At 77.1% G+C, this 22,158-nt stretch carries 21 protein-coding genes; 2 read left to right on the plus strand and 19 right to left on the minus strand.

Annotated features, from left to right (window positions below; genetic code table 11):
• Positions 1-84 precede the first annotated feature (84 nt).
• From ACUN9U_RS07385 to hflX, 5 genes are all read right to left on the minus strand, one after another.
• Entirely contained in the window at positions 85-1,269 is a 1,185-nt protein-coding gene (locus ACUN9U_RS07385; RefSeq protein WP_445484292.1) for an NAD(P)/FAD-dependent oxidoreductase, read from the minus strand.
• Positions 1,270-1,292: 23 nt separating this feature from the next.
• Positions 1,293-1,694, minus strand: coding sequence for an OsmC family protein (locus ACUN9U_RS07390; RefSeq protein ID WP_445484293.1), 402 nt, complete (start codon positions 1,692-1,694; stop codon positions 1,293-1,295).
• Positions 1,695-1,703: 9 nt separating this feature from the next.
• Positions 1,704-3,812, minus strand: coding sequence for an ATP-dependent DNA helicase (locus tag ACUN9U_RS07395; protein ID WP_445484294.1), 2,109 nt, complete (start codon positions 3,810-3,812; stop codon positions 1,704-1,706).
• 127 nt (positions 3,813-3,939) lie between these two features.
• Positions 3,940-4,890 (minus strand): DUF559 domain-containing protein, encoded by a 951-nt coding sequence (locus tag ACUN9U_RS07400; RefSeq protein WP_445484295.1) that lies wholly within the window; start codon positions 4,888-4,890, stop codon positions 3,940-3,942.
• Between the two features lie 145 nt (positions 4,891-5,035).
• Positions 5,036-6,532 carry a GTPase HflX gene (gene hflX / locus ACUN9U_RS07405; protein WP_445484296.1) on the minus strand — a complete coding sequence of 499 codons (1,497 nt, stop codon included), beginning with the start codon at positions 6,530-6,532 and terminating at the stop codon, positions 5,036-5,038.
• A 130-nt stretch (positions 6,533-6,662) separates the two neighbouring features.
• On the opposite strand from hflX, the gene ACUN9U_RS07410 reads away from it, so the two are divergent.
• Positions 6,663-7,334, plus strand: a complete 672-nt coding sequence (locus ACUN9U_RS07410; protein WP_445484297.1) for a class I SAM-dependent methyltransferase — start codon at positions 6,663-6,665, stop codon at positions 7,332-7,334.
• Here ACUN9U_RS07410 and ACUN9U_RS07415 read toward each other — a convergent pair.
• The 14 genes from ACUN9U_RS07415 to uraD form a co-directional block, all read right to left on the minus strand.
• Positions 7,318-7,503: a hypothetical protein gene (locus ACUN9U_RS07415; RefSeq protein ID WP_445484298.1), complete on the minus strand. Its 186-nt coding sequence runs from the start codon at positions 7,501-7,503 to the stop codon at positions 7,318-7,320. The genes ACUN9U_RS07410 and ACUN9U_RS07415 overlap by 17 nt on opposite strands.
• 285 nt (positions 7,504-7,788) lie before the next feature.
• Positions 7,789-8,769, minus strand: coding sequence for a diaminopimelate epimerase (gene dapF, locus ACUN9U_RS07420; RefSeq protein ID WP_445484299.1), 981 nt, complete (start codon positions 8,767-8,769; stop codon positions 7,789-7,791).
• 10 nt (positions 8,770-8,779) lie between these two features.
• On the minus strand, positions 8,780-9,760 hold the full coding sequence (gene miaA, locus ACUN9U_RS07425) for a tRNA (adenosine(37)-N6)-dimethylallyltransferase MiaA (protein WP_445484300.1): 981 nt from the start codon (positions 9,758-9,760) through the stop codon (positions 8,780-8,782).
• A gap of 11 nt (positions 9,761-9,771) precedes the next feature.
• Positions 9,772-10,830: a hypothetical protein gene (locus ACUN9U_RS07430; RefSeq protein ID WP_445484301.1), complete on the minus strand. Its 1,059-nt coding sequence runs from the start codon at positions 10,828-10,830 to the stop codon at positions 9,772-9,774.
• Complete coding sequence (locus ACUN9U_RS07435) at positions 10,827-12,395, minus strand: YcaO-like family protein (protein WP_445484302.1); 1,569 nt, start codon at positions 12,393-12,395, stop codon at positions 10,827-10,829. The genes ACUN9U_RS07430 and ACUN9U_RS07435 overlap by 4 nt, the downstream gene beginning before the upstream one ends.
• Positions 12,382-13,302 carry a carbohydrate ABC transporter permease gene (locus ACUN9U_RS07440; RefSeq protein WP_445484303.1) on the minus strand — a complete coding sequence of 307 codons (921 nt, stop codon included), beginning with the start codon at positions 13,300-13,302 and terminating at the stop codon, positions 12,382-12,384. Before ACUN9U_RS07440 ends, ACUN9U_RS07435 begins: the two co-directional genes overlap by 14 nt.
• The gene (locus ACUN9U_RS07445; RefSeq protein WP_445484304.1) at positions 13,299-14,237 is read right to left on the minus strand and encodes a carbohydrate ABC transporter permease; all 939 of its coding nucleotides are present in this window, start codon (positions 14,235-14,237) and stop codon (positions 13,299-13,301) included. The genes ACUN9U_RS07440 and ACUN9U_RS07445 overlap by 4 nt, the downstream gene beginning before the upstream one ends.
• Positions 14,238-14,240: 3 nt before the next feature.
• A complete protein-coding gene (locus ACUN9U_RS07450) occupies positions 14,241-15,566 on the minus strand; it encodes an ABC transporter substrate-binding protein (protein WP_445484305.1) in 1,326 nt (441 codons plus the stop codon).
• A 190-nt stretch (positions 15,567-15,756) separates the two neighbouring features.
• Complete coding sequence (gene alc, locus ACUN9U_RS07455) at positions 15,757-16,830, minus strand: allantoicase (RefSeq protein WP_445484306.1); 1,074 nt, start codon at positions 16,828-16,830, stop codon at positions 15,757-15,759.
• Positions 16,827-18,275: an allantoinase AllB gene (gene allB, locus ACUN9U_RS07460; protein ID WP_445484307.1), complete on the minus strand. Its 1,449-nt coding sequence runs from the start codon at positions 18,273-18,275 to the stop codon at positions 16,827-16,829. The genes alc and allB overlap by 4 nt, the downstream gene beginning before the upstream one ends.
• Positions 18,272-19,612, minus strand: a complete 1,341-nt coding sequence (locus tag ACUN9U_RS07465; RefSeq protein WP_445484308.1) for a DUF6986 family protein — start codon at positions 19,610-19,612, stop codon at positions 18,272-18,274. Before ACUN9U_RS07465 ends, allB begins: the two co-directional genes overlap by 4 nt.
• Positions 19,612-20,469 carry a factor-independent urate hydroxylase gene (pucL, locus tag ACUN9U_RS07470; RefSeq protein WP_445484309.1) on the minus strand — a complete coding sequence of 286 codons (858 nt, stop codon included), beginning with the start codon at positions 20,467-20,469 and terminating at the stop codon, positions 19,612-19,614. The genes ACUN9U_RS07465 and pucL overlap by 1 nt, the downstream gene beginning before the upstream one ends.
• A 7-nt stretch (positions 20,470-20,476) precedes the next feature.
• On the minus strand, positions 20,477-20,806 hold the full coding sequence (gene uraH, locus ACUN9U_RS07475; protein ID WP_445484310.1) for a hydroxyisourate hydrolase: 330 nt from the start codon (positions 20,804-20,806) through the stop codon (positions 20,477-20,479).
• A gap of 22 nt (positions 20,807-20,828) precedes the next feature.
• On the minus strand, positions 20,829-21,332 hold the full coding sequence (gene uraD / locus ACUN9U_RS07480; protein WP_445484311.1) for a 2-oxo-4-hydroxy-4-carboxy-5-ureidoimidazoline decarboxylase: 504 nt from the start codon (positions 21,330-21,332) through the stop codon (positions 20,829-20,831).
• Positions 21,333-21,366: 34 nt separating this feature from the next.
• Here uraD and ACUN9U_RS07485 point away from each other — a divergent pair, with 34 nt between their 5' ends.
• Entirely contained in the window at positions 21,367-22,098 is a 732-nt protein-coding gene (locus ACUN9U_RS07485) for an LmeA family phospholipid-binding protein (protein WP_445484312.1), read from the plus strand.
• The last annotated feature ends 60 nt before the right edge of the window (positions 22,099-22,158 follow it).

Consider the following 22,158-nt stretch of genomic DNA (forward strand, 5'->3'; position numbering starts at 1 on the left):
GCTCACCGTGGCGCAGGTGGCGCCGGCGCGCGAGACGATCAGCAGGCGGGCGGCGCCGGCGTCAGCCCGCGAGCAGAGCCGGCGTCAGCCCGCGAGCAGAGCTCGACCCATCCCGCGCAGCACGCGGGGGGTCAGGCGGCCCCGCGCCAGGCCGATGTCGGCGACGTCGTCGAAGACGCCGGCGTCGCGGGCGGAGGCGCGCAGCGCCGCGTGCAGCAGGGTGTCGCTGCGCACCAGGCGCGCCGCCAGGTCGGTGTGGCGCAGGTGGCTGCCGAGGGCGGCCCGCAGCGCCTCGGCGTAGGGCCTGCCCCCCACCGCGGCGCGGCCGGCCAGGACCCCCGACAGCACGGCGTAGTAGATGCCCTCCCCCGTGACCGGGTTGACCAGGCTCGCGGCGTCGCCGACCAGCAGCACGCTCCCCACGGACCACACCGAGCTGCGCCCCGTCGAGAGCGGCAGCGGGTGCCCGGCGACCTGCTCGGCGCCCTCCGCCGTGCCGGGCAGCAGCTCCTCCAGGCGCTCCAGCAGCCGCGCCCGCGTGGGTGCGGCCCCCGCCGAGGAGCGCGAGCCGACCAGCTGCCCGAACCCCACGTTGGCGCGTCCGTCGCCCACGGGGAACGACCACGCGTAGCTGGGCCTGTCGGTGTCCTGGGAGAAGGCCAGCACCTGCACGCCGTCGTGCTCGGGGCGCACCGGGGCGTACGCGCGCACGGCGATCGCCGTCGTCCCCCGCCGCTGCGGCGGCACGGCCGCCGGTCCCAGGGCCCGGCGCACCTCGGAGTGGGCGCCGTCGGCGCCCACCACCACGCGGGCGCGCACCACCTCGCCGTCGGAGAGCACGACGCCGGCGCCGCCGCCGTCCTGCAGCACGTCGCGCACGCGCCCGCGCCGCAGCACCGCGCCGCGCTCGGCGGCGGCGCGCACGAGGCGGGCGTCGAGCTCGGCGCGCGGGACCACCTGCGCCGGGCGGGTCATCGCCTCCTCGACCACGGGCACACCGGGCGCCCCGACCACGGAGATCCGCAGCCGCGGCGCCACCGGCCAGTCGTCGAGCAGGCCGGTGACGCCGACGGTCTCGAGCACGTCGAGGGCGTGGGGGGCGACCCCGTCCCCGCAGACCTTGTCGCGGGGGAAGTCGGCCCTGTCGAGCAGCAGCACCCGGGCGCCGGGGCGCTGGTGCAGGGCTCCCAGCGCCGCGGCGGAGCCGGCGGGCCCGGCACCGACGACGACGAGGTCCCAGTCCGGCCCCGGACCCTGCTGCTGCGCCACGCCCGCGAGTCTGCCAGCGCGGCTCAGGCGGCCAGCTTCACGGTGAGGTCGGAGCCGGCCAGGGCCTTGGTGAAGGGGCAGATCTGCTGGGCCTGCTCGAGCACGCGCTCGGCGACGTCGTCGGCGAGACCGCTGACCTCGAGCGTGATGTGCGAGGTGTAGCCCGCTTCCTCGGCCGTGGTGAGGACGACGTGCGCGGTGACCTGCGCGCCGCTGGCGTCGACGTCCTGCGTGGAGGCGGCGATGCCGATCGACTGCTGCAGGCACGCGGCGGTGGCCGCGGCCATGAGGTGCTCGGGGGTGGTGCGGTCACCGGCGGCCTCGCCCGCGAGCTGGGTCTGGGCCTCCAGCACCCCGTCGGAGGTCTTGACGCTGCCGGCCACGGCGGTGGCCGTGGCGTCCTGGACGGTGGTCTGCTCGCTCATGCCGCGACGCTAGGCAGGCTCGGTGACCTTCGCCTCTTGATCACTGGCTGCGGCGTCGAGGCGGCGCAGCGCCCCCAGCACGACCTCCCTGTCGGTGGTCGGCCACAGCGGCGGCAGGCTCGCCCGCAGGAAGGACCCGTACCGCTTGGTGGCCAGGCGCGGGTCCAGCAGCGCCACCACGCCCCGGTCGGAGGTGCTGCGCAGCAGCCGCCCGGCGCCCTGGGCGAGCAGCAGGGCGGCGTGGGTGGCCGAGACGGCCATGAAGCCGTTGCCGCCCGCCCTGTCGGCGGCCTCGGCGCGGGCGGAGGCGAGCGGGTCGTCGGGGCGGGGGAAGGGGATCCTGTCCAGGACCACCAGCTGGCAGGACGGGCCCGGCACGTCGACGCCCTGCCACAGGGTCAGCGTGCCGAACAGGCAGGTGCGGGGGTCCTCGGCGAACTCGCGCACGAGGTTGGGCACGGTGTCGTCGCCCTGGCAGAGCACGGAGATGCCGTGCTGGGCGAGCCGGTCGCCGAGGGCCTCGGCGGCGGCCTCGGCGGCGCGGCGGGAGGAGAACAGCCCCAGCGCGCGGCCGCCGGCGGCGACCACCAGCTGCTCGACCTCCTCCAGCACCTCGGGGGCCGGGCCCTCGCGGCCGGGCTGGGGCAGGTGCTTGGCGACGTAGAGGATGCCCTGCCGGGCGTGGTCGAAGGGGCTGCCGACGTCGAGGGCGGTCCACTGCGGCGCCCCGGCGCCCTGCAGGCCGAGCGCGCCCGCGGCGGCGTCGAAGCTGCCGCCGGGGGTGAGCGTCGCCGAGGTCAGCACCACCGTGGAGCCGCCGAAGAGGTGCTCGCGCAGCGTCATCGCCACGGACAGCGGCGCCACGTGCAGCACGCGGGGACGGGGCTCCTCGTCGCGCCGCCACGCACCGGGGGCCTCGAGCCACGCGACGTCCTCTCCCGGAGCGTCTCCCGCGGGGCCCACCTCCACCAGCCGCTCGGCCACGTCGAAGACCTCGCTCAGCGCGGCGCGGGCGACCTGCTTGCCGGCCGCCGCCTCGCCGTCGTCGTCCTTGGCGCCCTGCCCGCCCTCGCCCTTGAGGCCCGAGAGGGCCTCGCGGGCGGCGTCGCGCACGCCCGCCACGGCCAGCCGCACGCCCTCGGGCAGGCCGCGGGGGAAGCGGCCGACGGGGGCCTCCTCCAGGACGGCGCCGAGGTCGTCGGAGGCGACGCGCAGCCGCTCGGCCGACGTCGGGTCGAGGCCGCCCTGGCGGCGGGCGGTGGTGGCCGCCTGCGCCACCGCGGAGGCCGACAGCGAGCCCGTGGCCACGGAGGTGACCCTGTCGACCAGCTCGTGGGCCTCGTCGATGACGACGACGTCGTGCTCGGGCAGCAGCTGCACGTCCTCGACGGCGTCGATGGCCAGCAGCGCGTGGTTGGTGACGACGACGTCGACCTCCTTGGCCCGGGCCCGCGCCAGCTCGACGTGGCACTCCTCGGCCACCGGGCAGCGCGTGGCGCCCAGGCACTCGCGCGAGCTGACGGAGACCTGCCGCCAGGCGCGCTCGGAGACGCCGGGCACCAGCTCGTCGCGGTCGCCGGTCTCGGTGTCCTGCGCCCAGCGGTGCAGGCGCGCGACCTCCCGGCCGAGCTGGCTGGTGGCCGTCGGCGAGGACGGGGCGCGGCGGTCGGTGGCGCGCTCGGCGCCGCCCACCAGCTCCATGCCGGGCAGGGCCTCGGGCTCGTCCTCGGGGAAGCCGCCGAGCAGCTTCTGGCGGCACACGTAGTGGGCGCGGCCCTTGACGGTCTGCCACGTGAGCTCCCGCCCGAGCAGCGGGCGCAGGGCCTCGCTCAGCCGGGGCAGGTCCCTGTCGACCACCTGCGCCTGCAGCGCGAGGGTGGCGGTGGAGACCACGCCCGGCGTCCCCGTCTCGGCAGCGTGCGCCGCCAGCGGCACGAGGTAGCCCAGCGACTTGCCGGTGCCGGTGCCGGCCTGCACGAGCAGGTGCCTGCCCGAGCGCACCGCCTGGGCGACGGCGGCGACCATCTGCTGCTGGCCCTCCCGCGGCGCCCCGCCCAGGGCCTGGACGGCGGCCTCGAGGAGGTCGGCGGGCTCCGCGGCTCGGGGTGGCGTGGGCACCGGGCAACCCTACGCAGCGCCACCGACGCCCTCCGGCGTTCGTCCACACCCCCCGGCCTCACCGATGGAGGGGTGATCATGCAGAAGACCCGCACCCGGTGGCCGGCCCTGCGGGTCTTCTGCATGATCACACGGCGCGATCAGCCTGCAGGGCTCGACGCACCTGGTCGACCAGCTCCAGGGGCGTGCGGCGCACGTCGTCGGCCACCACCTCGATGACGGTCCACCCCGCGTCCCGCAGGCGGCGCCTCCTGGCCTTGTCCCGCTGCCACTGGCCGCGCTCCGTGCGGTGGACGTCACCGTCGAACTCGAGCACGACCCGCTGCGCCACCCACGCCATGTCGACGAGGCCGTAGAAGACGCCGCCCTCCCGGAGCGGGTGCCCGCAGCGCGGCTCCGGCAGGCCCTGGTCGACGAGGAGGAGCCTGACCTCGGTCTCCATCGGGGAGTCGACCCGCCAGCGCACCTCGGTCCGCCTCGCGCGCAGCGCCACCACGCCGGGCCTGCCGTCCCGCGCCGCCACCGCCGCGTCGAGGTCCGCCTCGGACGCCCAGTGCCGCCGCACCGCGTCGCCGAGGGCGACGCCGTCGACGCGCGGGAGGCCGGGGGCGAGCTCGCACCAGACGTCCACGGGCTCCTGCACGCGCAGGCCGCGCACACCGGGAGCCAGGAGGGGGAGCACCTCGTCCTCCAAGCGCCCGCCCCACGTCGTGCGGACGCGCTCGGGGTCCAGCCCCGTGGTGCAGACGATGCCGGCGATCCTCATCGGCGCGCCGCGGGCAGCCGCGGCCGTGATGCGGCCTGCGCCGGGGTCGCGGCGGGTCCGCGGAGTGGGAAGGCCCGTCAGCTCGACGGCGGTCCACCCGCTGAAGGCGGCGTGCGGCGGTAGCGCGAGGGAGGCCGCGACGAGGTCCACCGCTCGCGACGGCGCGAGGGCGACGGGCACGCGGACGCCGCGGTGGGGCGTCCGGAAGCGCGCTCCCTCGAGCACGCGCGCCGACACCCCGCGAGCGAGCGCCTCGACGACCGTGAAGGGACGCCGCTCGAGGTCTGCGGGGAAGTCCGACTGCCGAGGCACCCCCGGATGCTGGCCGGAAGCGCGCACCCCGCGCTGCGGCCGTCCACAGGCTCGCGCCCGTCGTCGTCGGCGATCATGGAGAAGACCCGCACCGCCGAGGTGGAGGTGCGGGTCTTCTGCATGATCACCGACCGAGGCCGGCGGCTCAGGCGGGAGCGGGGGCCCCCAGCTCAGCGGCCAGGTGCGGCGCCACGCGCGCGACCACGCGCGTGCCGGCCTCGGTGTGCTCGGTGGAGAGCACCTCGCCGGTGGAGTGCACCCGCGAGACGAGGTCGCCGCGCGAGTACGGCACCACGACGTCGACGAGCACCTCCGGGTGCGGGAGCACCTCGGCGATGCGCTCGCGCAGCGCCTCCACGCCCTCGCCGGTGCGCGCCGAGACCACCACCGAGCCGCGCTCGCGGCGCAGCAGCCGCGAGACGACCTCCGGGTCGGCCTGGTCGCACTTGTTGAGGACGACGACCTCCACGGGCCCGTCCCCTCCGTGCGTGCCCACCTCGGCGAGCACGTCGCGCACCGCGGAGATCTGCCCCTCCGGGTCGGGGTGGGAGGCGTCGACCACGTGCAGCAGGACGTCGGCCTCGCCGACCTCCTCCAGGGTGGAGCGGAACGCCTCCACCAGCTGCGTGGGCAGCGACCTGACGAAGCCCACGGTGTCGGACAGCGTCATCGTGCGCCCGTCCGGCACCTCGGCGCGGCGCACCGTCGGGTCCAGGGTGGCGAACAGCGCGTCCTCGACCAGCACGCCCGCCCCGGTGAGGCGGTTGAGCAGCGAGGACTTGCCGGCGTTGGTGTACCCGGCGATGACCACGCTGGGCACCGCCCCGCGCCGGCGCGACTGGCGCCGCGTCTCGCGGGCGGGCCGCATCTCCTTGATCTCCCGGCGCAGCTTGGCCATCCGCGTGCGGATGCGCCGCCGGTCGAGCTCGATCTTGGTCTCACCCGGTCCGCGGGAGCCGATGCCCTCACCGCCGGCGACGCGGCCACCGGCCTGGCGGGACATCGACTCGCCCCAGCCGCGCAGGCGCGGCAGCAGGTACTCCAGCTGCGCCAGCTCGACCTGGGCCTTGCCCTCCTTGGACTTCGCGTGCTGGGCGAAGATGTCGAGGATCAGGGCGGTCCTGTCGATCACCTTGACCTTGACGATGTCCTCCAGCGCGCGGCGCTGGGAGGGCGAGAGCTCGCCGTCGGCGATCACCGTGTCGGCGCCGGCGGCGGACACGACGCCTTTGAGCTCGTTCGCCTTGCCCGAGCCGAGCCAGGTGCCCGGGTCGGGGGTGTCGCGCCGCTGCAGCACGCCGTCGAGCACCGTCGAGCCGGCCGTCTCGGCCAGCGCCGCGAGCTCCCGCAGGGAGTTCTCGGCGTCCTCGGCCGACGCGGTCGCGCTCGACCACACCCCGGCCAGCACCACGCGCTCCAGGCGGAGCTGGCGGTACTCGACCTCGGTGACGTCGCTGAGCTCGGTCGACAGCTCGCTGGCCAGCCCCCCGACGCGCCGCAGGGCGTGGCGCTCCTCGAGGTCGAGCTGGTCGCCGTCGTAGTCCCTGTCGTCCGCGCCGTCCGGCCCTGCGCCGCCGTGGCGGGCGAGGATGCGGCTGACGGCGTCGTCAGCGGGACGGGTGGACTGGGCCGTGGTGGTCATGCGCCTCCTGGGTCGTGCGGCTCGCTGCCTGCGAGCCGCCCACTGTTCCTCACAACGCCCGCGGCGTCGACGGTGTTTCCGCCGTCGCGGGTGTTCTGCCGCACCGCGCTGCCGCGGGTAGCCTCCCGCAGTGCCAGACCAGCCCGACGAGCAGCACGGCGAGCAGCCCGAGCACTACTTCAGCGCCTCGCCCGCCACCGCCGACGAGCGCCGCCCGCTGCGCGTGCGCCTGGACGGGCGCGAGCTGGAGCTGGTGACGGCCCCCTCGGTGTTCAGCGGCGACCGCCTGGACCTGGGCACCGCGGTGCTGCTGGACCACGTGCCCGACCCGCCGGCCGAGGGCGACCTGCTCGACGTCGGCTGCGGCTGGGGGCCGCTGGCCCTCGCGATGGCGCTGCGCTCGCCGGACCCGGCCACCCGCCGGGTGTGGGCCGTGGACGTCAACGCCCGCGCCCGCGACCTCACCGCCGCCAACGCCGCCTCGCTGGGCCTGGGCGGGGTGCGCACCGCGGCCCCCGAGGACGTCGACGACGGCGTGCGGGTGGCCGCGCTGTGGTCCAACCCGCCCATCCGCATCGGCAAGCCGGCGCTGCACGCGCTGCTGCTGCGCTGGCTGCCGGTGCTCGCGCCCGGGGCGCAGGCGCACCTGGTGGTGGCCAAGGACCTCGGCGCCGACTCCCTGCTGCGCTGGGTCGGCGAGCAGGGCGAGCAGCGCCAGGCGGCCGGCGGCGACGGCTGGACGGCGCGGCGCACCGGGTCCCGCAAGGGCTACCGGGTGCTGGAGGTCACGCGCTGCGGCTGAGGCGGCGCTGCCGGCGCTGCCGCTCCATGGCCAGCTGGTGCAGCAGGCGCTCGCGGCGGCGCAGGCGCTCGTCGCTGTCGGCGCGGTGGTCGCCGACGGCCGCCAGCACCGCCACGGCAGCCCGCGTGCGCACGTCGAGCAGCCCGCCCACCCCGGCCTTGCCGTCCACCGCGACCACTCCCCCCGTTGCCCTGGGTCAAGCGTTGCCTGACGCAGGGTGACCAGCAACCACTTTGGCTGAAGTCGTCACCCCCACAGCCCAGACGATCGCGGCGATGTCGGGCACTGGTGCACTCCTGCCCCAGAAGTGTCATCCCGTCACATCACGGTGGGGTCACGCCCGGCGTGTCGCGCTGCTCGGCGCGTCGCGGGAGGCCCCTCGGCGCCGCCCTCCACCCGACGCGCGCACCAGCCCGGGCGCCGGCTCAGGCACCAGCCGGGGCACCGGCCCGCCTCAGCCCTGCAGGAGGCCGAGGTCCACCTCGCCGCGGGCCAGCAGGACCGCAGGGCCCGCCAGCTCCACCCGCTGCCCCTCCAGGGCGCGCACGGCCACCGTGCCCCCGGGGACGTGCACCAGCCACCGCTCCGGCGCCCCCGCCGCGGCGCCGCCGGCCCAGCTGCGCACCGCCAGCGCCGCGGCGCACGCGCCGGTGCCGCACGAGCGGGTCTCCCCCGAGCCGCGCTCGTGCACGCGCATCCGGATCACCCCGAGCGGCTGCCCCGAGGTCGAGGCGCGGCCCACGGCGTCCTCGACGATGACCAGCTCGACGTTGGTGCCGTGCGGCGGCGGGGGGTCGACCTCGGGCGCGCGCACCAGGTCCGCGGCCTCGAGCTCCGCGGCGGAGGCCAGCGCGACCACGGTGTGGGGGTTGCCGACGTCCACCGACAGGCCCGGGCGGCGCACGCCGTCCAGCCCGTGCACGCCCACCTCGGCGTCGGCGCCGCGCTCGGCGGCGCCGACCGGGTCGACCAGGTGCCAGGGGCCCATGTCGACGGCGAGCCAGTCCTGCCCCTCGGGGCCGCGCACCCGGCGCACGTACCGCACCCCCGCGCGGGTGCCGACCGCCAGGCCCGCGCCCGAGCGCACCTCGGCCTCCTCCACCAGCCCCTCGGCCAGCAGGTGCGCCACCAGCACCCGCACGCCGTTGCCGCACATCTCGGCCAGCGACCCGTCGGCGTTGCGGTAGTCCATGAACCACGTGGCGGCGGGGTCGTCCGCCAGGGCGGCGGCGCCCTCGGGCAGCGCGTCGCTGCGCACGGCGCGGATGACGCCGTCGGCCCCCACGCCGGCGCGGCGGTCGCACAGGCGCGCGGCCAGCACGGCGTCCAGCGGCAGGTCGCCGTCGGGGTCGGTGAGCAGCACGAAGTCGTTCTGGGTGCCGTGGCCCTTGGTGAAGGCCAGCCTGTGCGGAGCCGCGGCGGAGGTGCTGGTCACGCGGGTGAGCCTAGGCGAGCGCCGCCAGCGCCGTCGCGAGCACCGCGGCGCGCCCGCCGCCGGCGACCAGCGCGTCGGTGTCCAGCCAGCGCACCCGCGGGTCGGCGCCGAACCACGACAGCTGCCGGCGCGCGTACCGGCGGGTGCCGTGGACGGTGGCCTCCAGGGCCTGCTCGACGGTGCAGCGCCCGTCGAGGGCGTCGAGCAGCTGGGCGTACCCCAGGGCGCGGCTGGCGGTGGGGCCCTCGCGCAGCCCGTGGGCGGCGAGGCGCTCGACCTCGGCGACCAGCCCGGCGCGCTCCATCGCCGCCACCCGCGCGGCGATCCGCTCGCGCAGCACCTCCCGGTCGGCGCGCAGGCCCAGCTGCACCACCCGGCCGAGCCCGGCGACGGCGGGGCTGTAGCGCCGCTCGGGCATGCTCGCGCTGAAGGGGCGGCCGGTCACCTCCACCACCTCCAGCGCGCGCACCACCCGGCGCACGTTCCCGCGGGTGATCGCGGCCTCCGCCGCCGGGTCGGTCGCCGCCAGCCGCGCCCGCAGCAGCGCCTCCCCGCCGGGGCCGGCGGCCTCCAGCTCGGCCTCCAGCCGCGCCCGCACCGCGGGGTCGGTCGCGGGGAAGGCGAGCTCGTCCAGCGCGGCGCGCACGTAGAGCCCCGAGCCGCCGACGAGGACGGCGGTGCGCCCGCGCCCCACCACGTCGGCCAGCGCCGCCCGCGCAGCGCGCTGGTAGGCCGCGACGCGGGCCTCCTCGCGCACGTCGAGCACGTCCAGCAGGTGGTGGGGGACGCCGCGGCGCTCGGGCACGGCGAGCTTCGCGGTGCCGACGTCCATGCCGCGGTACAGCTGGGAGGCGTCGGCGTTGACCACCTCGCCGTCCAGCGCGAGGGCCAGCTCCACCGCCAGGTCGGACTTGCCGGTGGCGGTCGGCCCGACGACGGCGACGACGGCGGGGCGCTCGGGCGCGCTGGCGGTCGGGCGGGCCTCGGGCACGGCCGACGACCCTAGGCGCCCACCGCGACCCGCTGGACGGCGGTGTTGCTGATGACCAGCTGGTGGCCGGCGGCGAGGACGGCGTCGTCGTGGCCGGGGTGCAGGCCCCACGGCGTGCCGCCCATCCACGCGGTGGCCGGCGCCGCCCGCCCTCCGGTCCACTCCTGCAGCAGGCGCAGCGGCCCGGCCACCTCGCGGGCGGCGTCGTCCTCCCCGGTCGCCGGGTCCAGGGCCGTCTCGGCGATGCCGTCGTGGGAGGAGGTGTGCGGGAGCACCACGTGCCGCCGCGCGAGCGCGGCGGCCTCCTGCGGCGTCATGGCCAGGCGCCGCCCGTCGCGCTCGCCGGGGGCGACGGCGATGAAGTGCGACCGCGCGAACAGCTCCTGCTGCGCCGGCGGGCAGTCGAGGAAGCCGGTGCAGACCGGGAACCACCCCGTCAGCCCGAGCTCCTCGCAGACCGGCGCGGCGACGGAGGCGGAGTTGGCGTACCCCTCGTAGAAGACCGGGGCGAAGCGCGGCCGCTCGTCGGGCCAGGCGCCCGCGGCGAAGAAGCCGAGCAGGTCCTGCCAGCCGACCCCCACCCAGTGCTCGGCGTACCGGGCCAGCTCGGCGCGCAGCCCGTCGCGGCCCTCCTCGGGGGTGTTGTGGTAGTTGACCACCCGCAGCACCCGGCCGGCCGCGAGCGCCTCCCGGTGCCGCCGCCACCCCAGCCGGGCCGCTCCCCCGGGCGAGGACGACGACGACGGAGGCCGAGGGGCGGGGGCCGGCGGCCGTGCCGGGGCGCCCAGGTGCTCGGCCTCGTGGAACGCAGCGGCCGTGACCAGGGAGGCGATGACCCCGAGGTCGCCGTCGCGCTGGGTGGGCGCGAGCTCGGCGCGCAGCGCGTCGAGGTGCGCCACCAGCGCCGCGTCGGCCGGCGACGGCGCCGGCGCCGGGGGCCGCTCGCCGGCGGTCCCGCCGGTGCCGGTCTCGTCGAGCAGGGCGAGGGCCATGGGGATGCCCTCGGTGGGCAGGTCCCTGTCCTGGGAGCGGCGCAGCAGCTCCAGGGCCGGGGGCGGGGCGGCGCTCACGCCAGCCCCAGCCGCTGCGGGGCGTGGCGGCGGGGCTCGCGGTACAGCGGGTACAGCGGGCCGAGGACCTCCGCAGCGCGCGCGGCGTCCCACCACAGGGGGCCGCCGAGGCGCTCGGTGGCCTGCGGCGTCAGCCTCACCGGTGCCCGGCCCGGCCCGGCGGAGCGGGCGAGCAGGTCGGCGCCCGGCCCGTCGCCGCGTTCCAGCAGGCGGCGCGCCACCCGCTCCCCGATGCGTCCGTACGACAGGGTCTCCACCTCCAGGCCCGGGACCACCACCTTGGCCGAGCGCACCCCGCCGGCTGCACCGTCCGCCTCCGCGGAGGCGACCACCAGCACGTCGGGCCCGCCCGCCGCGTCCAGCCGCTCCAGGAGCAGCTCGAGCAGCGCGGCGGGGCCGAGCTCCCCGCGGCCGCTGCCACCCCCCGGCACGGAGAGCGCCTGCAGCTCGTCCGCTCCGACCGTGCGGGTGCGCCGGCCGAAGGCCGGCTCCACGGCGGCGCGCACGCCCGCCACGTCCAGGCCCGCCCACGCGGCGGCCGCGTGCAGCGCGCGCTCCTCCTGCTCCCCCACGGGCCGGCGCTGCTCGAGGGCCCAGTAGTCAGGGCTGAGGCGGGCGATGTCGGCCAGCGGCCCGAAGGCGAACACCCGCCGCGCGCGGGAGGAGGCGTGCTCCAGCAGCGCCTTCCGCACCGCGAGCGCGGCGTCGGGGTGGGCTGCCTCGCCGACGGCGCCCACGGCCATCGGCGGGGTGCCGGGCGCCTCGTGGCTGCCGTGGCAGAACACGACGGGCACCAGGTCTGACTCGGCCAGCTTCACCACCGGTTCGGTGCCCGCGGCGCGCAGCTGCGCGAGCACCCCGGCCAGCTCGGCGTCGCCGGTGGCCGCCTCCGCGGCGGCGAGGGCGTCGACGTCGACGACGACGCCGGTGTCGAGCGCCTTGAAGCTCACCGTGTCGCCGTCGCGCTGCAGCAGCTCCAGCAGGCCGTGGCCGACGGCGCGCACCAGCGCGTCGTCCCCGGCGCCGGCGCCCAGGCCGTTGGAGACGGGCGTGAACAGCTGGCCGGCCCCCCCGGGCGGCGGCAGGGAGGTGTCGAAGGCGGCGGCGTCGGCGGGCACGAGCACCTGCTCGCCGGTGCGCCAGCGCACCGCGGGCACCCAGTCCAGCGGCTGGTCGGCCGCGTACGGCGAGCCGGCGGGCAGCACCAGCTCGAGGGGGTCGACCACGCCGCCGGCGCCGAGCTCGGCCACCAGCTCCGCGTGGGAGGCGCGCCGGGCGCCCCGCAGCAGGCCGCCGAGGCGGGGCGCCAGCGCGACCCGCTCGGCGAGCTCGCCGAGCGCGCCGACCTGGGCCTCGACCTCGGTGGCGCCGTAGCCGACGCCGTGGGCGTCACCGCCCGCCTCCGGGCCCCCGGGGCCGTCCCACGCGGTGGCGACCACGGGCACGCCGGTGGTGTCGTAGCCCGTCAGCGGCCACTCGGTGAGGGTGCCGGTGGCCTCCAGCGCGGCGCGGTAGGCGCCGGCGGCGCGCTGCAGGGCCTGCGTCCGCGGCTCACTTGAGCCCACTGCGGGCGACCCCCTCGACGAAGTAGCGCTGGAAGACGGCGAAGACGAGCAGCATCGGCAGGATCGACAGCAGCGACATCGCCATGAGCGAGCCGTAGTCGTTGCCGAACTGCTGCTGCAGGAAGCGCAGGCCCAGCGGAAGGGTGAAGGCGTCGGGGTCGGGCAGCACGATGAGCGGCCAGATGAACTCGTTCCAGCGCCACATGAACGTGAAGATCACCAGGACGGCGACCAGCGGCTTGCTCAGCGGCAGCACGATGGCGGTGAAGGTGCGCAGGGCCCCGGCGCCGTCCACGCGGGCGGCCTCGAGCAGCTCGTCGGGGATGGCGTCCATGAACTGGCGGGCCATGAACAGCCCGAAGGCCTCCGCCAGGCGCGGCAGCACCACGCCGGTGGGGGTGTTGACCAGCCCGAGGTCGATGACCAGCTGGAACTGCGCCACCATGATCACCTGGACGGGGATCATGAGGGTGCCGATGATCATCAAGAAGAGCGTGTTCTTCAGCGGGAAGTCGAGCTTGGCGAAGGCGTAGCCCGCGGCCAGGTTGATGACCACCGTGAGCGCCACCGAGATGACGGCGATGGTGGCCGAGTTCAGCGCCCACCGCAGGAACGGGAACTGCTCCAGCGGGCGGGTGAAGTTCTCCCAGCGCAGCTCGGTCGGCCACAGCGCGGCGTCGGCCCGCGTCAGGGCTCCGGGGCTGGACAGCGCCGTGACGGCCATCCAGTACAGCGGGAAGATGACGACGACGGCGAGCAGCACGGCCGCGGTCAGGCGCCAGCCCGTCACGCGGCGCTCGACGCCGCGGCGCGAGGGCGCGCGGCTGCTGCGCCGCGGGGCGCGCCCGGCGTCCGCGCTGACCGGGGCGCGGCGGGCGCCGGCGCGGGTGCTGGTGGAGGCGGTCATGCGAGGTCCCTCCGGCGGCCTGCGCGCCACTGCAGCAGCGTGAGCACCATGACGATGGCGAACAGCACCACGCCCAGGGCCGCGGCGTAGCCCTGCCGGCGCTGCTCGAAGCCGGCGTCGTAGGCGTAGTTGACCAGGAAGGTCGTGGCGTTCTGCGGGCCGCCGCCCGTCATGATCACCACGACGTCGAAGACCTGGAAGGAGGTGATGACCATGTACACGAGGATGAAGAAGGTCGTCGGACCGAGCAGGGGCCACGTGATCGAGCGCAGCACGCGCCAGCGCCCGGCGCCGTCCAGCTCCGCGGCCTCGTAGACCTCCCCGCTGATGCCCTGCAGCCCCGCCAGGTAGACGACCATCGCGAAGCCCAGGCTCGTCCAGACCTGCACGGCGATGACCGAGGCCAGCGCGGCCGGCCCGGAGGTCTGCCAGCCGACCTCGGGCAGGCCCAGCGCGCCCAGCAGCCGGTTGGCCACGCCGAAGTTCTCGTTGAAGATCCAGCGGGCGATGATGCCGGCCGAGACCGCCGAGATGACCACCGGCACGTAGAAGAGCGCCCGCAGCAGGCCCCGCCCGGGCAGGGCCCGGTTGAGCAGCAGCGCCAGGCCGAGGCCGCCCAGCACGCTCAGCGGCACGCTGATCGCGGTGAAGACCGCGGTGTTGGCCAGCGCTCGCCAGAACAGCGGGTCTGAGGCGATCTGGGTGAAGTTCTCCAGCCCCTGGAAGCGCGGCTGCCCGAAGCCGGTGTAGCGCGTCAGGGAGTAGTAGGCGGTCATGCCCAGCGGCACGAACATGAACACGGCGAACACGAGCAGCGCCGGGCCCGCCAGCGCCAGCCCGGCCAGCGCCTCCCCGCGCCGGCGCGTGCGCCGCCCGGACCCCCGCTGCCCGCGCGGGGCCTCCTGCAGGGCCGCTGCAGACCCGATGAGGGCCACGGGTCAGGCCTGCTGCTGCAGCGCCTGCTCGATCGCCTGTTGGAGGGCGTCGAGGGTGGAGTCGACGTCGGCGCCGCCGGCGAAGGCCCCCTCCAGCTGCTGCTGCAGTGCCTGGTTGACCTGGGTGAACACCGGGGAGGTGCTGGCCGCCACGAGGCTCTCGGGGATGGTGGTGGCCTGCTCCACGAAGACCGGCATGAGGTCGGGCCGCACCGCGTAGGTGAGGTCGGTGACGTCGCTGCGGGTGGGCAGCACCGTGGTCGCCTCGCAGAAGCTCTTCATGTTCTCGGCGTTGGCCAGGAACGCGGCGAACTTGGCGGCGTCCTCGGCGTTGGGCCCGTCGGGCACCACCACGGCGTTGCCGCCCAGGTCGCTCGCGGCGGCGACGTCGCGGGGCAGGTAGGTGGCCCCCCACTCGAACTCCGTGGCCGTGGAGACCAGGGACGGCAGGTTGAAGTCGCCCGTGGCGATCGAGAGGGGCTGGCCGGTGGGGAAGGCCTCGTCGGGGTAGTTGGCCGCCTGCACCAGGAAGGTCGGGTCGTGCAGGCCGGAGGTGTACAGGCCCTGGGTGTAGGCCAGCGCCTTGCGGCCGGCGTCGGAGGCGACGGTCACCTGCGAGAGGTCGTCGTTGAACACCGACCCGCCGGCCTGCGCGAGGAAGCTCAGCCAGCGGTAGGCGCCGGCGGCCTGCCAGTTGATCGCCACCGGGTAGGTGCCGCCGTTGGCGCCCTTGACCTCGGTGAGCACCTGCTGGAACTGCTCCCACGTCCACGCCTGGTCCAGGGAGGTGGGGACGGTGACGCCCGCGGCCGCGAAGGCGGGGGCGTTGTAGACGATGGCGCTGCAGTCGGTGTGGTGGGGCACGCCCACCGGACGGCCGTCGGGGTCCTGCACCGCCGTCCACAGGGCAGGGGTGAAGGCGTCGGCGAAGCCGGAGGGCAGGGCGTCGGAGATGTCGGCGAGCACCCCGAGGGTGGTGTACCTGCCGATGTCGATGTAGGAGACCCGGAACAGGTCCGGCGGGTCGCCCGCCTGCAGGCGGGAGTCGACCGAGGGCAGCACCTCGGTGTACGGCAGCTGGTTGAGGGTGACCGTGATGCCCTCGGCCTGCTGGAAGGCGTCGGCGACCGCCTGGAACGCCGCGACCTCCTCGTCACCGCCCCACAGCGTGAAGGTGAGGCCGCCTCCGCCCCCGGAGCCCCCGGACCCGCCCGACCCCCCGGAGCCGGAGCTGGAGCAGCCGGCCAGCGAGCCGGCGCCGAGCGCGGCGGCGCCACCGGCGCCCAGGGCGCCGAGGAACTGCCGGCGGGACCACGGTGAGCGCTGCATGGGGGGTCCTCCGGAGGGTTCGAAGCGGCCGGCGGAGGCCCGCCGAGGGCCCCTTCGTACAGGCTCGCCGCCCAGGCGCGCACCCCCAGGGCGAGCACCGTGACGCGGCTGTGACGCAGCGCACAGACCGGTGCACGCTGCGGCGCGCGCCCCCGAGGCCCGCTCCGCGCTGCTCAGGCCCCGGCGCGGCTCACCGCCCCGTCTCCTCCCAGCGGCGGGCGGCGGCGGCCAGCGCGGCGTCGTCGAGCTCGCCCCACAGCCGCAGGCGGCTCAGGCCGCCGTCGGGGTGCGCCTCCAGGCGCACGTGCGTCACCGCGCCCTCGCGGGCCGCGGCACCGACGGCGACGACGTGGCGGGTGTCGGGCTGCGGGCGCAGGTCGAGCAGCACCGGCCACGTCGACGGGTCGCCCGCCCCGGCGGCCCCGCCCGTGCGCAGGTCGGCCCCGCGCAGCACCACCCGGCCGGGGGCGTTGCCCACGAAGCAGGTCGTGTCGACCTCCACCCGGCGCAGCCGCCCGGCGCCGGCCAGCTGCAGGTCCACCCAGTCGTGGCCCCCGTCGCGGCGGCGGGCGTTCTCCCACCCGTCGGCCATGGTCGCGGCCCGGCCGGGGGCCAGGAGGTGGTCGGCGGAGCCGTAGAACTCGTCCGAGGAGCCCAGCACCCGCCCGCCGTTCTCGGTGGCGGCCAGGTCCACGGTGCCGGTCAGCAGCGCGGGGTCGGGCACGGGCCGGCCCAGCACCCGCAGCCTGGCGACGCCGCCGTCGGGGTGGATCGTCAGGCGCACGTGCGAGACGCGCCGGCCCGCCAGCTCGGGCGCCCCCTCGGGCGTGACCGGCAGCGACGTCACCGCGTCACCGGTGAGTGGCGTGCGGGGCGCCAGCGGGCGCCAGACGTGCTCGGGCAGCTCCCACACGTCGTTCGGGCCGGGGAAGCCCTCCAGCCGGGCCCCGTGCACGGTGGCCGCGGCGGGGAAGTTGCCGGTGAACCAGGCCGTGTCGACGTCGACGCGCTCGACCACCCCGGGCGCGGCCAGGCGCACCACCACCCAGTCGTCGCCGACGGTGCGCCGCCGCCGGGTCTCCCAGCCGTCGTAGACCTTGCCCTTGGCGTCGTAGGCGTCGGGGTCGAAGCGCGCCGCGTGCGGCAGCAAGAGGTTGGAGGCGTCGGCGTAGAACTGGTCGTTGCAGGTCACCACCACCCCGCCCAGGGCGCGGCTGGCGAGGTCCGTCAGGGCCGGCGTCGGGGCCGGGGCTGCGCTGCTCACGCCGGGTCATCCTCCACGACGCCGCCGGCGGCGTGCAGCAGCCGCCCGCGCGGGCCCGAGGCGGCGTCGGCGCCGTCGACGCGCTCGCCCCGCAGCCAGGTGGAGCGCACCACCCCGCGCAGCCGCCGCCCCGCGTAGGGGGTGGTCCGGTTGCGGAAGGCGAGCATCCCGGGCTCCACGAGCAGCTCCTCCTCCGGGGCGAGCACCACGAGGTCGGCGTCGGCGCCGACGGCCAGGGACCCCTTGCGCCCGGCCAGGCCCACCCGCGCCGCGGGCCGGGTCGCCATCCAGGCGACCACCCGCTCCAGCGGCACGCCGCGCTCGCGGGCGGCGGTCCACACCACGGGCAGGCCCAGCTGGACGCTGGCGATGCCGCCCCACGCGGCCAGGAAGTCCCCGCTGCCCTCCGGCTCGAGCAGCTTGAGGTCGGGCGTGCACGGGGAGTGGTCGGAGACCACCGAGTCGAGCACCGCGGCCTCCAGCGCCGCCCACAGCGCGTCCCGGGTGCTCGCCGAGCGCACCGGCGGGCAGCACTTGAACTGCGTCGCGCCGTCGGGGACGGCGGCGGCGTCGAGGACGAGGTAGTGCGGGCAGGTCTCCGCCGTCACCGGCAGGCCCTCGGCGCGGGCGGCGGCCACCAGCGGCAGCGCCGAGGCGCTGGCCAGGTGCACCACGTGCACCCGGGCCCCGTGCGGTCCGAGAGCGCGCAGCTCCCGGGCCGCCGCGACGACGTCGGCCACCGCGGAGTCCTCCGCCGCCGCGGGCCGGGAGTCGAGGAAGAGCGCGAAGCTGCGCGGGTCCGCCCCGCCGGCCACCCGCCGGGCCACGTCGGCGGCCGCCTCGTCGAGCACCGCCGGGTCCTCGGCGTGCACGAGCAGCGGGGAGCCGAGCCGCGCCAGCTCGGCCAGGCCCTCGCGCAGCTGGGCGGGGCTGACGTGCTCGAACTCGGCCACGCCGGAGGGCGCGGTGAAGCACTTGGCGCCGAAGACGCCGCCGGCCACGAGCCCGGCCAGCTCGCCGGTGTTCCCCGGCACGACTCCGCCCCAGAAGCCGACGTCGACGTGCACCCGCCCGCGCGCGGCCTCGTGCTTGACCCGCAGGGCCGCGGCCGTCGTCGTCGCGGGCACGGAGTTCAGCGGCATGTCGACCACCGTGGTGACCCCGCCGAGGGCGGCGGCGCGGGTGGCGGTCTCGAAGCCCTCCCAGGCCGTGCGGCCGGGCTCGTTGACGTGCACGTGCGTGTCCACCAGGCCGGGCAGCAGCACCTCGTCGTCGCCCAGCTCGAGCACCTGGCGCGCCGCCGGCAGCTCCCCGCGCCGGTCGAGGGCGGTGACGACGGCGATGCGCCCGTCGCGCACGCCCAGCGCCGCCGCGCGCACACCCGGGCCGCGGGGGGTGGGCAGCACGGCCCGCTCGGCCAGGACGAGGAGGTCGAGCCCGCTCACGCGACCCTCCGGCCGGCCAGCGCCCGCAGCGCGGCCTCGTCCAGCCCCACCCGCCGGGAGCTGTCGGCGAGCCCCTGCGCGCCGACGACGTCGGCGCGCACGAGCAGGCGGGCCATGGCCTGGGCGGTGGCGGGCTCGTCGGCGACGCCGTCCGCGGCGCCGTCGCCGTCCGCCGCGCCTCCGCCGTCCGCCGGGACCGTGGCGGCCACCCAGGCGGCCAGCCGGCGCTCGGCCTCGGGCAGCTCCGCCCGCGCGTGGACGAGGTTGGCGAGGTGGCGGGTGACGAGGTGACCGGGGTGGAGGTCCCAGCCCTGCACGAGGCCGCGGTCCAGCGCGCGGGTGACCAGGCGGGCGTGCAGCGCCCACGCCGCGTGCACCTGGGCGGTGTCGGAGCCGTCAGGGCCGCCGGTGGGCAGCGCGTTGGTGGACCCGTCGCTGACCGCCACCCCGGTGCCGGCGGTGGCCAGCTGCAGCACGGCCTTGGCGTGGTCGGCCAGGGGGTGGTCCAGCGCCTGGGCCGCCGGCGGCACGCCGCAGGCGGCCGAGAAGTCGTAGGTGCCGTAGTGCAGGCCCGTGAGCCGGCCGCGGGCCGCCTCGCGGCAGCGGGCCACCGCCGCGCGCCCGTCGGGGGCGACGACCAGCGCCGGCACCTCCACCTGCGCCTCCACCCGCACCCACCCCCGGTCCAGGCCGTGGGCGTCCTCCAGGGCGTCCAGGACGTCGGCCAGGGCGGCCACCTGCACGGGGTCGCTGACCTTGGCCAGGGTCACCACGAGGTGGCCGGGCAGCGCCCCCAGCTCGACCTCCGGGGCGCCGGCGCCGCGCTCGGCGGTGGCCACGAGGGAGGCCACCACGCGGGCCAGGGTGCGCACCGCGCGCCGGCGGGTGCCCGCCTCGAAGGACCTGACCCTGGCCCCCGCGCTGACCGGCGCCACCTGGCCGCGCAGGCGCCGTCCCGCCACCCGCGCCAGCGCGGCCCCGGCGGCGTCGGCGTGGGCGTCCTCCTCGGCGTCGCCGCGCGGGCCGTAGCCGTCCTCCAGGTCCAGGCGCAGGTCGGCCACCGGCCGGGTGCGCAGCAGCTGCAGCAGGCGCTCGCGGTCGTCGTCGTCGACGTCCAGGCCGGTGGCCGCCGCCAGCGCGGCGGCGGTGGGGGCGTGGCGGGCGAGCAGGCCCAGGGCGCGGCGGCCCCACTCCTGCGCGGTGGCGTCGTCACCGGCGTCAGCGGCCACGTACACCGTGTGCACCGGCTGCGGCACCGGCTGCTGGACGGGGGGCGCCGCGAGCGCGGCGTCGAGGTCGGCGAGCCGCTCGTCGAGCCGGGCGAGGAGGTCGTCCATCACCGGCGGGTGACCGTCCCCTCGATGAGGCCGTAGGGCCTGTCCTCGGCGCGGTAGACCGCGCCGGGGTTGTCCAGGCCGAAGGGGGCCAGGTCCTGCAGGACGTGGTGCTGGTTGGGCAGCGACAGGGTGACCTCGGCCAGCTCGGGGCGGGCGTCCAGGACGGCGGAGCCCATGACGTGCAGCGTCTGCTGCAGGGCCAGGGAGCGGTGCCCGGCGAAGGCGTCCAGCAGGGCCGCGAGCGCACCGTCGGAGACGGCCGCGTGGTCGGCGCCCTCGGCGGCCGCGCCGTCGTAGCGCCACCGGGCGGTGACCCGCGTGGCCAGCAGGCGGTCGTCGGTCTCGGCGAGCGTGGTGAAGCGCTCGCGCAGGAAGCCGTGGTACTCCGACCCCGTCGTCCTGAGGGCGACGAGCTCCTCGACGCCGCCGAGCAGGCGCGGGGCGCCGCCCCGGGGCACCTCCGCCTCGGCGACCACCACGTGGGAGCCGGTGCGCGTGAAGGCGTGCCCGCCGGTCCCCAGCGGGGACCAGGGGAAGCGGCGCACGGCGACGCGGGCGACGTCGGCGGCGGGGCAGGCGGCGAGCAGCCGGCCGGCCACGGCCAGCGCGAAGGCCTCCGGCTCGCCCACCCCGGTCTCGCGGGCCGTCCCGAAGACGGTGTTCTTCTGGGCGTCGGTGGTGAGCACGCGGGAGTTGTCCCCGTCGGTGTAGGCCGGGCCGAAGTCCCCGCGCAGCGCGGTGGTGACCTCCAGGTCGCGCACCGCGTGACCGGTGGCGGCCCGCTCGACGTGCACGAGGCGCACCTCGGCCTTGCCGTACTGGTTCCAGGTCAGCTCGTGGCCGCCGGGGTCGGTCATCGGCGCGTCAGCTCCCGCGGTAGGTGGTGTAGCCGAAGGGGGACAGCAGCAGCGGCACGTGCAGCCCGCGTTGATCGTCCTGCTGCGGGACGACGACGACGACGGCGACCTCGGGGAAGAAGCCGCTGCGCGCCGCGGTGTCGAACAGCAGCCGGTAGGTGCCCGGGGCGGGGTCGTCGTGCAGGAGCACGGCGCGCCCGTCGTCGTCGGTGGCGGCGGTGACCAGCGGCGTCCACGCCTGCTCACCGCTGGGGCCGGTCAGCAGCGACAGGGAGACCGGCACGCCCGCGGCCGGCGCCCCGGAGGCGGTGTCCAGGACGTGCGTGCTCAGGCCCATGCGGCGGCAGGCTAGCCGTGGATCAGGCCGCCAAGGCGGCCTGCAGGCGCAGCAGCGCGATCTGGCGCAGCTGGTCGGCGGCGACCTCCAGCTCGGCGGCGGCGTCGTTGCCCAGGCGGGCCTCCAGGGCCGCGAGCACCTCCTGGGAGGTCAGCCCGGCGGCGCGGACGAGGAAGACGTGCCCGAAGCGGGCCTCGTAGGCGGCGTTGGCGGCGGCCAGCCGCTCCTGCGTGTCCGCGTCGCTGGCCACGCCGGACTGCTCCAGGCGCGACATGCGCGCGTGGGCGCTGTCGCCGGCGGGGCGCTCCCCGATGCGGGGGTGGGTGCTCAGGGCCGCCAGCACCGCCTCGCCGGGCAGGGCCCGGGCGGCGGCGTCGGCCTGCTCCAGCAGCGCCTCGACGTCGGCGTAGGGGGCGCCGTCGAGGACGCTGGCGACCCACAGCGGGGAGTCCAGGCAGGCGGCGAGCGCGGCGGCCTCGTCCCCGGTGGGCGCGGTGCGGCCGAGCAGGACGTCGAGCAGGGACATGCCGGGAGGCTAGGGGCCTTGAGACGATGCCGGGGTGCTGCGCCGGCTGCTGCTGACCCTCGTGGTGGTCTCGGTGATCGCCGGCGGCGCCGTCGTGGCGGCCCCGCTCGTGGACGCGGCCGTGCGGACCTCCGTGCAGGAGCGGGTCGCGGTGGAGGTCGCGCGCCAGACCGGGGCGACCGGCGGGGTGGACGTCGAGGTGCGCGGCGGCTGGTTCGTGCCGCAGGCGCTGCGGGGGCGCTACGAGGACGTCCGCGTCGTCGCGCGCGGGGTGCCCGCCGGGGACCTGCGCGTGGAGGAGGTCGACGCGCACCTGTCCGGCGTCGTCGTGCCCCTGCGCGAGCTGGCGGACGGGCGCGTGGACCGGGTGGAGGTCGAGCGCGCCACCTCCACGGCGAGCCTGGCCTACCCCGTGCTCAACGGGGTGCTGGGCCAGCGCCAGCCGCCGCTGTCGGTGGCCCCCGATCAGGGCGCGCTGAGGGTCACCGGGACGGCGCGGGTGCTCGGTCAGGACGTCTCGCTGTCCGCCCTGGTCGACCTCACGGCGCAGGCCGGCGGCGTCAGCGCCGTGCCGCGCCGGCTCGACTCAGGGAGCGCTCTGCTCGACCGCCTGTCACGCTCGGTGCTGAGCGGTCTGCGCGACCGGCTGGCCTTCCAGGTCCCGCTCGAGCAGCTGCCGTTCTCGCAGCAGGTCACGGGCGTCGAGGTCCGCACCACCGGCCTGGTGGTGTCCACGGCGGGGCAGTCCATCGTTGTCGGATCGTGACTCAGGGCGACCACTTCTGACAGGTTCCGTTCATGTGAAACGGGTAACAAGGGACTGTGA

It is taken from the genome of Quadrisphaera sp. KR29 (assembly GCF_052644995.1).

Bases quoted from the DNA above. Each gene is read 5' to 3' on its own strand.
- uraH (WP_445484310.1), bottom strand. From the start codon at position 20,806: ATGGGCCTGAGCACGCACGTCCTGGACACCGCCTCCGGGGCGCCGGCC.
- ACUN9U_RS07440 (WP_445484303.1), bottom strand. From the start codon at position 13,302: ATGACCGCCTCCACCAGCACCCGCGCCGGCGCCCGCCGCGCCCCGGTC.
- ACUN9U_RS07465 (WP_445484308.1), bottom strand. From the start codon at position 19,612: ATGGACGACCTCCTCGCCCGGCTCGACGAGCGGCTCGCCGACCTCGAC.
- hflX (WP_445484296.1), bottom strand. From the start codon at position 6,532: ATGACCACCACGGCCCAGTCCACCCGTCCCGCTGACGACGCCGTCAGC.
- pucL (WP_445484309.1), bottom strand. From the start codon at position 20,469: ATGACCGACCCCGGCGGCCACGAGCTGACCTGGAACCAGTACGGCAAG.
- ACUN9U_RS07390 (WP_445484293.1), bottom strand. From the start codon at position 1,694: ATGAGCGAGCAGACCACCGTCCAGGACGCCACGGCCACCGCCGTGGCC.
- ACUN9U_RS07450 (WP_445484305.1), bottom strand. From the start codon at position 15,566: ATGCAGCGCTCACCGTGGTCCCGCCGGCAGTTCCTCGGCGCCCTGGGC.
- uraD (WP_445484311.1), bottom strand. From the start codon at position 21,332: ATGTCCCTGCTCGACGTCCTGCTCGGCCGCACCGCGCCCACCGGGGAC.